Source organism: Streptomyces sp. NBC_01304 (assembly GCF_035975855.1).
Taxonomy (GTDB): domain Bacteria; phylum Actinomycetota; class Actinomycetes; order Streptomycetales; family Streptomycetaceae; genus Streptomyces.
Window position 1 is genome coordinate 9836019 of the sequence record NZ_CP109055.1, and the last position, 12929, is coordinate 9848947.

A 12929-nucleotide genomic window follows, 5' to 3' on the forward strand; every position below is an offset into this window, starting at 1 on the left:
ATGGCGAAGATCCCGCGCCGGGCCGCGGCCGCCGGTGCCCTGCTGCTCGCCCTCGCCCTCGTCCTCACGGCCTGTGGCACGCCGGCGGGGTCCCGGGGCGCGGCCGACTACCGGCTCTCCGCCGGTACGCCGAGGCCCAAGGGCGAGATATCCGGCTTCAGTTGGGCGCTGTACGCGGAGCCGCCCGTCCTCGACTACCTGTACGCCTTCGACTATCCGCAGAACACCGTCCTCGCCAACGTCTGCGAGTCCCTGATGCGCTGGACGCCCGGCCTCACCACCGAGCCGGGCCTCGCCCGCAAGGCGAGCAACCCCGACCCGAAGACCTGGGTGTACGACCTGCGGGCGGGCGTGAAGTTCCACGGCGGGGGCGAGCTGACCGCCGACGACGCGGTGTACAGCCTGCGCCGCCACCTCGACCCGAAGCTCGGCTCGTACTGGAACGAGGACTTCGCCAATGTGGCCTCGATCGACAAGACCGGGCCGCTGCAGGTGACCGTACGGCTCAAGCGGCCTGACGCGCTCTTCCCGCAGGCCATGGCCAACTCGGCGGGAACCGTGGCCAGTTCGCGCAGCATCAAGGCGCAAGGGCGCAAGTTCGGCACCGCGGACGGCGGCCTCGACTGCACCGGCCCCTTCGAGCTGGGCCGCTGGAATCGCGGGCAGTCGCTGCGCCTGGACCGCTTCGACGGCTACTGGGGCCGTCGCGCCAAGGCCGGCCACGTCACCTTCACCTTCCTGCCGGACAGCTCGGCCCGCACCAACGCCCTGCTCACCGGCGAGGTCGACGGCACCTTCGGCGTCCCGCCCGAAAGCCTCGCCCGGCTGCGCTCCAGCGACAGCGGCACCCTCTCCTTCGGCGAGGGACTGACCACCGTCAACCTCAACGTGGCCAGCCTCAAGGGCACCCTCAAGGACGTCCGCGTACGCCGCGCCCTCCTGCTCGCCCTCGACCGCGAGGGCTTCGCACGCGCCGCCATGCGCGGCTCGGCCACCCCCACCAGCGCGCCGGCCCCACGCGCGGCATGGCGCGGCATACCTCGCGGCATCACCGACCGCGCCTACCGCCAACTACCGACGGTGAAACGGGACTTGGAGACGGCGAGGAAACTGATCCGGCAGGCCGGCGCGGAGGGCAAGAAGCTCACCGTCGCCACCAGCCCCATCGGCCCCGACGTCTCCCTGCTCGCCCTCGCCGTCCAGGACGCGGGCACCCGAATCGGCCTGAACGTCGAGCTGAAGACCATCGCCCCGGACGCCTTCACGGCGCTCTTCTCGGACGCCAAGGCGCGCGAGGGCCTGGACCTCTTCCCGTACACCTACTACCTGTCGATCACCGACCCGCTCGGCATCTACACCAACTTCCGCACCGGCCAGTTCGAGAACTACGCGCACTTCAGCGACCCCGAGTACGACCGGGTCGAGGCACGGGCGAGCGCGACGTACGACCCGGTCAAGCGTGGCCGAATCACCGCCCAGCTACAGAAGCTGGCCCTCGACAAGGCCATCTGCCTGCCCGTCGCCGAGTACCCGAACGCCGTCTTCCAGAGCCGGCGCATCACCGGCGCGCCGACCACCGTCTCCTACCTCTACTACCCCTGGGCGGCCGATGTGGGGGCGAGAGGCTGATGCTCCGCTTCCTGCTCAGGCGTCTCACCGAACTGGTCCTGACGCTCCTCGCCGCGTCGTTCCTCGTCTACGGCTCCGTCTTCCTCGCGCCGGGCAAGCCCGAGACCTTCCTGCTCGGCGGGCGCGGCGCCAACCCCGAGGCGCTGGCGGCGATCCGGGCCCAGTACCACCTCGACGAACCCTTCGCCGTGCAGTACGCCAAGTGGCTCGGCTCCGCCCTGACCGGCGACTTCGGGCAGTCCGTGCAGTACCGCAGCGATGTACTGGGGCTGGTCGGGGCCCGGCTGCCGGGCACGCTCGTCCTCATCGCGATGGCCGCGACCCTCGTGATCGTGGTGGGGCTCGTCCTCGGCTGGGTGGGCGCGGTGCGCGGCGGAGCCCTCGACTCCGCCGTCCTCGTCGGTACGTCGGTGGCGGTCGCCACGCCGTCGTTCGTCGCGGCGATCGTGCTTCTGGCCGTGTTCTCCGTGCAGTTGGGCTGGTTCCCCACCCTCGGCAGCGGCGCGGGCCCGCTCGACATGCTCTACCACCTCACCCTGCCCTCGATCGCCCTCGCCCTGCCCTTCGTCGGCGTCCTCGCCCGCGTCACCCGCGCCGCCATGCTCGAACAACTCGGCCGGGAACACGTCGCCGTGGCCCGCAGCCGCGGCATCCCCGAGCGGACCGTCATCCGCCGGCACGTGCTGCGCAACGCGCTCGGCACCGTCGTCACCCAGGGCGGGCTCACCCTCTCCGGCCTGGTCATCTGCACGATCCTCGTCGAGTCGGCGTTCGGGCTCGGCGGACTCGGCGAGTTCCTGGCCCGCTCCGTCACCGTCAAGGACTACCCGGTGGTGCAGGCCGTCTCGCTGCTCGTGGTCGGGCTGTTCGTGCTGGTCAACCTGGTCATCGATCTCGTCCATCCCTGGCTCGATCCACGGGTGGCTCTCGGCACGAGGAGCGCGGCATGACCCTGCAGACCGTTCCCGCCGCCGCTCCGGTGCGCCGTCCGGGCCTCTCCCGCCTGCGATCCGGGGGCGGCTGCCTGCTCTTCCGCTGCTGTCTTGGCATCGCGGCACTCGTCGTGGCGGTCGCCCTCGCCGCGCCGTGGCTGGCGCCGCTGGACCCCAACTCGGTCGACTTCGGCGCCGCGTTGAGCGGGCCGGGCGCGGACCACCTGCTCGGTGGCGACATCTCCGGACGCGACACCCTGTCCCGGCTGATCCACGGCGCCCGTACGTCGCTGCTCGGGCCGCTCGGTGTCGTCGCGTTCTCGACCCTGCTCGGCCTGGTGATCGGCGTGGCCGCCGCCTGGCGCGGTGGCTGGCTCGACACGGCCCTCTCCCGCAGCAGTGAACTCCTGCTCGCCTTCCCGGGGTTGCTGCTCGCGATGCTGTTCGTCGCGCTGTACGGCCAGGGCCTGTTCGCGCCCGTCGTGGCCCTGTCCCTCGCGTACACCCCCTTCGTCAGCCGCCTCGCCCGCAGCCTGGCCCTCGCCGAACGGGAGCGGCCCTATCTGGCGGCGTACCGGGTGCAGGGCTTCGCCGGCCCGTGGATCTGCGTGCGCCACCTGGTGCCCAACATCCTGCCCGTCGTACTCGCCCAGTCGACGGTCAACTTCGGCTACGCCCTGCTCGATCTGGCCGCCCTGTCGTTCCTGGGCCTGGGCGTACCGCCGTTGACCCCGGACTGGGGCGCCATGGTCAACGAGGGGCAGTCCGCGATCCTCGAGGGCCGCCCGCTGTGCGCGGTCCTGCCGTGCGCCGCGATCGTGCTCACGGTGGTCGCCTTCAACGTCGTCGGGGAACGCCTCGCCGACCGGGTCGCGGGGAGAGGCCGATGAGGCGGCCGGGGCTGCGGAAGGCGGTTGCGGCGGTCGGGCTCGCCGTGGCCATGGAAAGGGAATGCGTTGTCCGCCGGATCGAGAGGAGGGGCCGATGACGGCTTCCGTGCTGGAGATCGAGCAGCTGAGGCTGTCGCTGCCGGGCGCCGCCCGGCCCGTCCTGGACGGGGTCGACCTGACGGTCGCGGCCGGTGAGACGGTCGCCCTGGTGGGGGAGTCGGGCTCGGGCAAGACCCTCACCTCACGGGCAGCCCTCGGCCTCCTGCCGCCGGGCGCGGTGACCTCGGGCGCGGTGCGGGTCGCCGGCGACGACGTCCTCGCCATGGACGCGGAGCGGCTGCGGCGGGTACGGGCCCGGACCGCCGCGATGGTCTTCCAGGACCCGCGGGCCGCGATCAACCCGCTGCGCAGGATCGGCGACTTCCTCACGGAGGGGCTGCGGGCAGAGGCGGGGCGGGCGCGGCGCGCGGAGCGCCGGGGTGGCTTCGACACGGGTGCCCGGGGCGGCGGCCTCCTGACGGCGGACGGGAGACGGGGGCGGCGCCCGCAGGGGCAGGGCGGCACCGGTCCGGATGCCCGAACCGCCGAACTCCTGCCGGAGGGGATGCGGGCGGACGCAGGGCGCGGTGAGCGTTCGCGGGGGCAGGGGAGTGCCGGCTCGGACGCTCGGGTCGCGGGACGTCTGCCGGAGGGGGTACGGGCGGACGCGGGGCGAGGCGAGCGTACGCAGCGGCAGGGGAGTGCCGGCTCGGACGCTCGGGCCCCCGAACTCCTGCTGGAAGGGATGCGGGCGGACACGGGGCGCGGCGAGCGCGCACCGCTGCAGGGCGGCGCCGACCCGGATGCCCGGGCCGCCGAACTCCTGGACGCCGTCGGGCTGTCCGCACAGGTCATGCGCCGCTACCCGCACGAGCTCTCGGGCGGCATGCTGCAACGCGTCATGATCGCCGGCGCGCTGATGGCCGGCCCCCGGCTGCTCCTCGCCGACGAGCCGACCACCGCCCTGGACGTCACCACCCAGGCGGAGATCGTGGCCCTCCTCGCCGGCCTGCGCGAACGCTTCGGCACCGGCCTGCTGTTCGTCACCCACGACCTGGAGCTCGCGGCGGCCATCAGCGACCGGGTGTACGTCATGTACGCGGGCCGCATCGCCGAATCCGGCCCCGCCGGCGCCCTGTTCGGGGCACCGGGCCACCCCTACACGGCGGCCCTGCTCTCCTCCACGCCCCGCCTCGAAGCGCCGCCCGGCCACCTCCCGGCGATCCCGGGCCGCCCACCGGACCTGCGCACCGAGTTGCCGGGGTGCGCCTTCGCCCCACGCTGCGCCCACGCCACGGACCGCTGCGGCACCGAGACGCCCGCGCTCCGCCCCCTGGACGCGGGCACGGTGGTGGCCTGCCATCACGCGGCGGAGCTGACGCTCGGGGAAGGAGCGACGCCTTGATGCCCCGTCGCCGGGGGCCGGCCCGTTCCGGCACCAGGGTCAACCGGCCCCGAGGTCACGTCCGGGATCCGGCCCGCCCCGGGACCCGCGCCCCAACCCGTCCTGTTACCCGTCGAGTTGAGCGGCCCGACGGCATTCGCCGATCGCGGTGCCCGCAGGCGTGCCGCCGTCCCCTCACCGCGCCCCGGTACCCATGGCGTGCGCAGCTCCACCGTGGACCATTCGCAGAGAGGCACCGCCATGACTGAAGCCGACGACACCGCCCCCGGGCCACCGCCCGCCCCCGTACTCGAAGTCACCGGCCTGCACCGTGCCTTCGGTGCCACGCAGGCCGTGGACGACGTGTCCTTCACCCTGCCCGCCAAAGGCTCCCTCGGCGTCGTGGGCGAGTCCGGGTCGGGCAAGACCACCACCGCCCGCATCATCGCCGGGCTCGAACGAGCCGACGCAGGACGGGTCTTGGTGCGCGGCCGGGACCGGGCCAGGCTCGGTCGGGGCCGGGCGGCGCGGCTGCGCAGAGCCCGGGACGTACAGATGGTGTTCCAGGACCCCTACTCCTCGCTCGACCCGCGCGTCCCCGTCGGCGCCGCCCTGCGCGAGACGGTGCGCCTGCACTTCCCGGACGTGGACACCCGCCGCCGCGCGGCCGAACTCCTCGACCAGGTCGGCCTGGGCGCGCGCGAGGCCTCGGCCCTGCCCCGGCAGCTGTCCGGCGGTCAGCGCCAACGGGTGGCGATCGCCCGCGCCCTGGCCGTCGAGCCGGCGGTGCTGATCCTCGACGAGGCGGTCGCGGCCCTCGACGTCTCCGTACAGGCCCAGATCATCAATCTGCTCGCCGACATCCGCCAACAGACGGGCGTGGCCTGCCTGTTCATCACCCACGACCTGGGCGTCGTACGCGCCGTCACCGAGGACGCCGTGGTGCTGCGCAAGGGCCGCATCGTGGAACGCGGCCCGACCGCCCAGCTGCTGAGCGAACCCCAACACCCCTACACCCGGCTGCTGTTGGCCTCGCTGCCCCGGCCCGGGTGGGAGCCGGAGCGGATCGGGGCGGCGCGGCGGGCGCTGGATGCCTAGCGTCGGTCGCCGCACTTGTGATGCCTGGCTCCGGTCGCCGAACTCGTGTGGCAGACAGGAGTCTGATGCGGCAGGCGGGAGGCCGATGCAGCCCCGGGGCTAGCTGCGCCCCTCCAGATGCACCGGCAGCGACTCCACCCCATACACGATCGACAGCTTCCGGAAGGCCAGATCCGCCTCCGCCCCCGCAAGCCGCATCTCGGGAAAGCGCCGCACCAACGCCGGGAACGCCGCCCGCAGTTCCATCCGCGCCAGCTCCGCCCCGATGCACCGGTGTATGCCGTAGCCGAAGGCGAGGTGCCCGGAGGACTTGCGGTGCGGGTCGAAGTCGCCCTCGTCGCCGGTGAGGACCTCGTCCCGGTCGGCGGCGCTCAGCGAGCAAAGGACCATGTCGCCCTTGGGTATGAGCACCCCGGCGACCTCGATGTCCTCCTTGGCGAAGCGGGGGAACGCCAGCTGCACCACGGTCAGGTAGCGCAGCGCCTCCTCGACGAAGACGTTCACCGTGTCGGAGTCGGGTTCCGCGTCACGTATGAGGGCGAAGGTCTCCGGGTCCTTCAGGAGCAGCAGCGCGCCGAGCGCCAGCATGCTCGCGGTCGTCTCGAAGCCGCCGGTCAGCACCCCGTCGGCGAGGCCGGCGAGTTCGTCGTCGCCTATGGAGTCCCCGTGCTCCTTGACGATCATGCCGAGCAGTCCGTCGCCGGGGTTCTCCCGCTGCTTCTTGACGACGTCCCGGAAGTAGTCGAGCGAGTCCGAGGTCGCACCGAACGCGGCGACCGCGCCGTCCGACAGGTCGAAGCGCGCCATGCTGAGGCGCTGGAAGTCGTCGCGGTCCTCGTACGGCACCCCGAGCAGCTCGCAGATCGTCAGCGACGGGATGGGCAGCGCGAACGCCTCCACCAGGTCCACCGGACCCGGCGCCTTCGCCATCGCGTCGAGCCGCTCCTCGATGATCGCGTCGATGCGCGGCGTGAGCCTGCGCAGCCGCCGCATGGTGAACTCCGGCGTCAGGATGCGCCGAAGCCGCGTGTGCACCGGCGGGTCCGCGAAGCCCAGACCACCCGGGTTGTGCTCCTCGCCGAGGCCGGCGTTGCCCGCGAGGTTGGTGAAGTCCGTGCTGAACCCGTCCGTGGCGGCGAGCACTTCCTTCACCTCGTCGTACCCGGTGACCACCCAGGCGTCGAGGGCGAACGGCAGCGGCACCTTGGAGACCGGCGTCGTGCGCCGCGCCTCGGCCAGCTCCGCCACCGGGTCGAGGCCGTCCCTGCGCAGCGGCCGCACCAGGGGTTCGGGAAGGAGCGAGATGGTGGTCGAACCGATCCCGTGCTTCTGGATCCTGGCGAGGTATTTGCGCCCGAGCCGCGCGGCGATGCGGGAACGGAGATTCGCCCTCAACGTGAGCTCCATGGGTTGTCGTACAGCCAACCGCTAACAGGGCTGTGCGGTCGTGGCGGAGCGGTCAGCATAAGGTGCCGGGTGATCGGCGTGTCGACCGAGGTCAGGGGTTTGTGCCGGTCACGGCACGCACGTCCGTTTTTCCCGGTCAGGGACGGTAGCGCAGCGGATGCTCCGCGGGCACCTCGACGAGGACGATCTCGACGCCGTCGGGGTCGGAGATCCACATCTCCAGTAGACCCCAGGGTTCGAGTGTTGGCTCCCGCAGCACGGGGACGTCCCGCGCGCGCAGCTCCTCGTACGCCGCCGCGAGGTTCGCCACCTGGAGCCAGAGCCGCATTCCGGCCTCGGGCGGGGCCGGGGCCCGCCCGGACACCTCCAGGAACCCGCCGCCGAGGAAATAGACGGTGCCCCGCTCCGGCCCGGTGCCGAACTCGCGGTACACGGCGAGCCCCAGCGCCTCGCCGTAGAAGGCGCGGCTGCGGTCCGGGTCGACGGGGCGCAGGAGCGTACGACTGCTCAGTACGTGAACCATCGGACCATGGTCCCGGACTCAGGGGTCCCGTGGACATACCAGGGCCCCCATGAGCGGCGCTAGGCTCGTCGGGCCACCCTCGCTCCAGCGATCGAAAGGCCGCGCCGCCATGGACACCGCCCCCGCCACCCCCGAACTCTCCTTCCGCGACGCCACGGACGCCGACACCGAGGTGGACGCCCTCGTCGCACTCATCGAGTCGGCCTACCGCGGTGATTCGAGCCGGACCGGGTGGACCACGGAGGCGGACATCCTCCAGGGCCAGCGCACCGATGCCGAGGCCGTACGCGAGGCGGTCAAGCAGGAGGACAGCCGGCTGCTCACCGTGTGGCAGGGCGGCGAGCTCGTCGCCTGCTGCCGGGTGGAGCACCGCGGCGGGGCCGGCTATTTCGGGATGTTCGCGGTCCGGCCCGCCCTGCAGGGCGCCGGCCTCGGCAAGGTGATCATCGCGGAGGCGGAGCGCCGGGTCCGTGCCGAGTGGGGCGTGCGCGAGATGCACATGACGGTGATCTCGCTACGTAACGACCTGATCGCCTACTACGAGCGGCGCGGCTACCGCCGTACGGGACAGATGGTCCCGTTCCCGTACGGCGACGAGCGCTTCGGTGTGCCGCTGCGCGACGACCTGCAGTTCGAGCTGCTGGTCAAGCCGCTCGACTGAGGAGGGTCAGGCGGTGAAGCGGCCGGTCCGCTTGATCTCCGGGTAGTCGGTGGTGGCCCCGTCCAGCTCCAGGGCACGGACCAGGCGCAGGTGCTCCTGGGTGTTGACGACCCAGCCGATGATCCGCAGGTCGGCCTTGCGGGCCGCCTCGACGACTTCCAGGGTGATGCGGCGGATGTTGAGGACCAGGGTGGTGGCGCCCACCGCCGTCGCCCGCTCCACGACGTCCGTGCCGTAACGGCTGGCGACCAGCGCGGTGCGTACGCCCGGCACCAGACGGCTGATCTCCCCGAGGGCCTCGTCGTGGAACGAGAGCACCTCCACGCGGGCGACCAGGTCGCGGCGGTGCATCACCTCGGCCAGCGCCCTGGCGGCGGCCACGTCCTTGATCTCCGCCTGCAGCGGGCGCCTGACGGCGTCCAGGACCTCCTCGAAGACGGGGATGCGCTCGCCGCGCCCGGCGTCCAGCTCGCGCAGCTCGGAGAGGGTCTTCTCGGCAATCGGGCCCTTGCCGTCGGTGGTGCGGTCCACTTGTGCGTCGTGCATGACGACGAGCGCGCCGTCCTTGCTCAGGTGCAGGTCGAGTTCGATGAGGTCGAGGCCCGCCCGTTCCGCGGCGATGAAGGAACGGAGGGTGTTCTCGGGCTCGATGCCCATGACCCCGCGATGACCGATGGTGAGGAAGTTCAAGGTTCACTCGCTTCCGTCGACGGCGGCTCCCCGCGCGGTGCGGTCCCTGCGCCACGCGGACAAGGCCGCAGCCTAATGGTCCCGGTCAGCGATGGACCCGCACCGAACCGGTGGATTCCGAGGAAGCGGAGCGCTCCGCTCGGGCCCCGACGATGCCGAGGATCAACCCGGTGATGACGGCGGCGACAAGGACGGCACGGGTGCTCAACTCGACACTGCTCCAACTGGCGGACGGCAACGGACCCCGCCCGTCCTACCGTTCCGGGCACCCGGCCCGCGAGCTTCTTCACTCGTGCGTGGGCGCGTCAGGCAAGGATTGACGCGCCCCGCAAGGGGCGCGGGGAACTGCGCGCCCAGCCACCGACGGCCCGCAGATTCTGAACCGTCCTGCCGGTGGCGCGGGCTCTGAAACCGGCAGCCGCCGAGAGGCCCCGCAAGGGGCGCGGGGAACTGCGCGCCCGGCCACCGACGGCCCGCAGATCCGCCATGGCCTGCGGGCGCCCCGCTGACCCCGCACCAGGCCTTCCAGCGAAGCGCTCACGCGGAGCGGTCAGCCCAGCTCGTCCAGATCCGCCAGCATCCCCTCACCGAGCTCCAGCTCCGAGAGGAGCCGCCGCTCGCTCCAGCGCAGCGCGATCTGCGGATGGCTCCAGGCCTCGACGCCCCCGGCCTGCGCGAGCGCGTCGCGTACCTCCTTCAACTCGCCCTTCGTGCGCGCCAGATGCTCCGTCACCAGCGCCCGCAGATCCTCCGGCGCCGCCAGATGCCCGAGCCACACCCGCAACAGCAGCGGATGCTTGAGCACCGGGGCGCCCACGTCCTGCCCCGACCCGGCCCAGGCGGCGAGTGCCGCACGTCCCTCATCGGTGATCGCGTACGTCCGCTTGGTGCGCGGTGCCTCCGGGCCCGAGCGGCGCGAGGTCGCGTAGCCCAGGGACTCCAGGCGGCGCAGCTCGGCGTAGATCTGGCTGATGGCGGGCGACCAGTAGAAGAACCGCAGCGAGGCGTCCGCCCACTTCTTCAGCTCGTACCCGGTCCGCTCGCCGGGGAAGGAGAGCAGGCCGAGCACGGCCCACGCGGTCTGCGGAAGACCGGCCCCCGGGCCGTCCCCGCCGTCGGCGTCCTGGCGCTGTGCTGTCCGGCGATCACTCATGGCCGCATTGAAGGCGGGCGGACACGGCCCGCGCAATCCCCTTCGCCACATCTCTTGCCGCATCTCTTGCCACTTCGAGATCTGACGACTAGTCATATGGCTAATTGAAATAAAGCGCGGAACCCGCATGCGACCCCCAACTCCCAGGAGGCACCGTGAAGTTCTCGGTCATCTTCGAGGCCCAGCTGACCGATCCGACCGTCGAGCGCGAGCACCAGGTCATCCGGGACAGCGTCGAACAGGCGATACTCGCCGAACAGATGGGCTTCGACCGGATCTGGGCGGTCGAGCACCACTCCCTCAAGTGGTACGCGCACATGAGTGCCCCGGAGATCTTCCTGACCTGGGTCGCGGCGAAGACCAGCACGATCCGCATAGGCCACGGCGTGGTCTGCATGCCGTTCAAGTTCAACCACCCCGCGCGCGTGGCCGAACGGGCCGCCATGCTCGACCTGCTCTCCGGCGGCCGTCTCGACCTGGGCGCGGGCCGCGGCGGCACCGCGCAGGAGACCTCGCTGTGCGGCGTCGACAAGGAGCGCACGACCCAGGAGGTCGAAGAGGCGCTGCGGATCATCGGCAAGGCCTGGCAGGAGGACGAGCTCGAGTACCACGGCGAGCTCATCGACATCGACCCGCACCCGATCCTGCCCCGCCCGAAGCAGACCCCGCACCCCCCGCTGTTCCTGGCCTGCAGTCGCACCGAAACCCTCACCCAGGCCGCCGACTTCGGCATCGGCGCCCTCGTGATGGGCTTCGCGGGCCCCGAGTCGATCACCGAGATGCGCACCGCCTACGACGCCTCGATCGCGGCCCGTACCGGAGAGCGGCTCGTCTCCTCTGTCATCAACGACCACTTCTCCGTACTCTGTCCGACGATCGTGCTCGACGACCGTGACGAGGCGCAGCGCATCGGGATCCGAGGCCAGCGGTTCTTCGCCCAGTCCATCGGCCACTGGTACGGCGGCGCCGGCATCCCGGACGAGGCCGTCGTGGAGGGCACGGACGAGGCCGCCGAGATGCGCAAGGCCGCCGAGCAGACGGTCGCGCGGCTGCACGAGCACAACATTCCGGTACGCCCCACCTCGACCGCCACCTTCAACGCGGACCACGCCTACGGCACCGCCGATGACGCCATCGCCTACGTCGAGCAGCTCAGGGACGCGGGCGCCGACGAGATCATGTGCCTGATCCAGATGGGCACGGTGCCGCAGGAGGCCTGCCTGGAGACGATCCGGCAGTGGGGCGAGAAGGTCATCCCGCATTTCCGGGGCGACTCGCACTCCCGCAACGACTCGCACTCCCGTAACGAGCAGGAGGAGCAAGCCCGATGAGCCTGGAAGCCGACCCCGCGACACCCGGCGAAGCCGCCCCGGTGGTTCCCGCCGAAGCCGCAGCCGCCCCCGCGAAGCCCGCCGAAGCCGCCCCCGCGACACCGGCCGGAGCCGCAGCCGCCCCCGCGAAGCCCGCCGAAGCCGCCCCTCCGCCGCCCGGCGCACCCGACCGCCTGACCCCCGAAGCCCGCGCCATGGTCGACCTCTTGACCTCCGTCTTCCCCGACCTCGGCGGCACGGTCACGGACGCCGCCGAGGCCCGCCGCGTCCTCGCCGCCACCCCCGAGCCCCCGTGGGAGCCGACCGCGGTCGGCTCCGTGGAGGACCGCACCATCCCCGGCCCCGAAGGGGCGCCCGAGATACCGGTGCGGATCTACCTGCCCGACCCCGCCGAGGCCACCGGCCCACGGCCGACCGTCGTCTTCTACCACGGCGGCGGCTGGGCGATCTGCGACCTGGAGACCCACGACGGCACGGCCCGCGCGCTCTGCCGGGGCGCCGGCGCGGCGGTCGTCTCGGTCGACTACCGGCTCGCCCCGGAGAACCCCTTCCCGGCGGCCGTCGACGACGCGGACGCCGCCTTCCGCTGGGCCGCGGCCCACGTGGCCGAGCTCGGCGGCGACCTGCACGCCCTGGTCGTCGCGGGCGACAGCGCCGGCGGCAACCTCGCTGCCGTCACCGCCCAGAGCGCCCGCGACCGGGGAGGGCCGGCGCCGGCCCTGCAGGTGCTCATTTACCCCGCCGTCGACCTGGTGCAGCAGTGGCCCTCGTACGAGACGAACGGGACCGGGTTCTTCCTGTCCACCCCGCACATGCAGTGGTTCGCGGCGCAATACCTGGGCGACCCGGCGGCAGACCGCACCGACCCCCGCGTTTCGCCCCTGCGCGGTGACCTCACCGGCCTGCCGCCCGCACACATCGTGACGGCCGGCTGTGACCCGCTGTGCGACGAGGGCCGGGCTTACGCGGCGAAACTGCGCGAGGCCGGAGTGACGGTCACGGAGGGGCACTTCCCGGGGATGTTCCACGGATTCTTCGGCTTCCCGCAGGTACTGCAGGATGCGGCGACCGCAGTGGCGGAAGTGGTCGAGACTGTCGCGGCAACGGCTACCGACAGGAAAAACGGCGGTGAACCAGGGGGTAGCGCAGGATAATTTCCCGAGGCCCCTCTTGTGGCGGAGAACCTCGCATG

General features: G+C 72.2%; 13 protein-coding genes. 8 read left to right on the plus strand and 5 right to left on the minus strand.

What is annotated here, in order from left to right:
- From OG430_RS43865 to OG430_RS43885, 5 genes are all read left to right on the plus strand, one after another.
- Positions 1 to 1629: an ABC transporter substrate-binding protein gene (locus OG430_RS43865; RefSeq protein WP_327358258.1), complete on the plus strand. Its 1629-nt coding sequence runs from the start codon at positions 1 to 3 to the stop codon at positions 1627 to 1629.
- Complete coding sequence (locus OG430_RS43870; protein ID WP_327358259.1) at positions 1629 to 2579, plus strand: ABC transporter permease; 951 nt, start codon at positions 1629 to 1631, stop codon at positions 2577 to 2579. Before OG430_RS43865 ends, OG430_RS43870 begins: the two co-directional genes overlap by 1 nt.
- A complete protein-coding gene (locus tag OG430_RS43875) occupies positions 2576 to 3451 on the plus strand; it encodes an ABC transporter permease (protein WP_327358260.1) in 876 nt (291 codons plus the stop codon). Before OG430_RS43870 ends, OG430_RS43875 begins: the two co-directional genes overlap by 4 nt.
- Positions 3452 to 3545: 94 nt before the next feature.
- Entirely contained in the window at positions 3546 to 4895 is a 1350-nt protein-coding gene (locus tag OG430_RS43880; RefSeq protein WP_327358261.1) for an ABC transporter ATP-binding protein, read from the plus strand.
- A gap of 240 nt (positions 4896 to 5135) precedes the next feature.
- Positions 5136 to 5972 carry an ABC transporter ATP-binding protein gene (locus OG430_RS43885; RefSeq protein ID WP_327358262.1) on the plus strand — a complete coding sequence of 279 codons (837 nt, stop codon included), beginning with the start codon at positions 5136 to 5138 and terminating at the stop codon, positions 5970 to 5972.
- Between the two features lie 99 nt (positions 5973 to 6071).
- Here OG430_RS43885 and OG430_RS43890 read toward each other — a convergent pair whose 3' ends face one another.
- A complete protein-coding gene (locus tag OG430_RS43890) occupies positions 6072 to 7379 on the minus strand; it encodes a cytochrome P450 (RefSeq protein WP_442816665.1) in 1308 nt (435 codons plus the stop codon).
- A gap of 136 nt (positions 7380 to 7515) precedes the next feature.
- The gene (locus tag OG430_RS43895; protein WP_327358264.1) at positions 7516 to 7902 is read right to left on the minus strand and encodes a VOC family protein; all 387 of its coding nucleotides are present in this window, start codon (positions 7900 to 7902) and stop codon (positions 7516 to 7518) included.
- A gap of 49 nt (positions 7903 to 7951) precedes the next feature.
- Between OG430_RS43895 and OG430_RS43900 the strand changes: the two genes are divergently transcribed.
- The gene (locus OG430_RS43900; RefSeq protein WP_327358265.1) at positions 7952 to 8563 is read left to right on the plus strand and encodes a GNAT family N-acetyltransferase; all 612 of its coding nucleotides are present in this window, start codon (positions 7952 to 7954) and stop codon (positions 8561 to 8563) included.
- Positions 8564 to 8569: 6 nt separating this feature from the next.
- On the opposite strand, the gene OG430_RS43905 is transcribed toward OG430_RS43900, so the two are convergent.
- From OG430_RS43905 to OG430_RS43915, 3 genes are all read right to left on the minus strand, one after another.
- The gene (locus OG430_RS43905) at positions 8570 to 9253 is read right to left on the minus strand and encodes a glycerophosphodiester phosphodiesterase (RefSeq protein ID WP_327358266.1); all 684 of its coding nucleotides are present in this window, start codon (positions 9251 to 9253) and stop codon (positions 8570 to 8572) included.
- Positions 9254 to 9338: 85 nt separating this feature from the next.
- Entirely contained in the window at positions 9339 to 9461 is a 123-nt protein-coding gene (locus OG430_RS43910) for a hypothetical protein (protein ID WP_327358267.1), read from the minus strand.
- A 342-nt stretch (positions 9462 to 9803) separates the two neighbouring features.
- Positions 9804 to 10406, minus strand: coding sequence for a PadR family transcriptional regulator (locus OG430_RS43915; protein ID WP_327358268.1), 603 nt, complete (start codon positions 10404 to 10406; stop codon positions 9804 to 9806).
- 155 nt (positions 10407 to 10561) lie between these two features.
- Between OG430_RS43915 and OG430_RS43920 the strand changes: the two genes are divergently transcribed.
- The gene (locus tag OG430_RS43920) at positions 10562 to 11737 is read left to right on the plus strand and encodes an LLM class flavin-dependent oxidoreductase (RefSeq protein WP_327358269.1); all 1176 of its coding nucleotides are present in this window, start codon (positions 10562 to 10564) and stop codon (positions 11735 to 11737) included.
- Between the two features lie 194 nt (positions 11738 to 11931).
- Positions 11932 to 12891, plus strand: coding sequence for an alpha/beta hydrolase fold domain-containing protein (locus OG430_RS43925; RefSeq protein WP_442816771.1), 960 nt, complete (start codon positions 11932 to 11934; stop codon positions 12889 to 12891).
- Positions 12892 to 12929 lie beyond the last annotated feature (38 nt).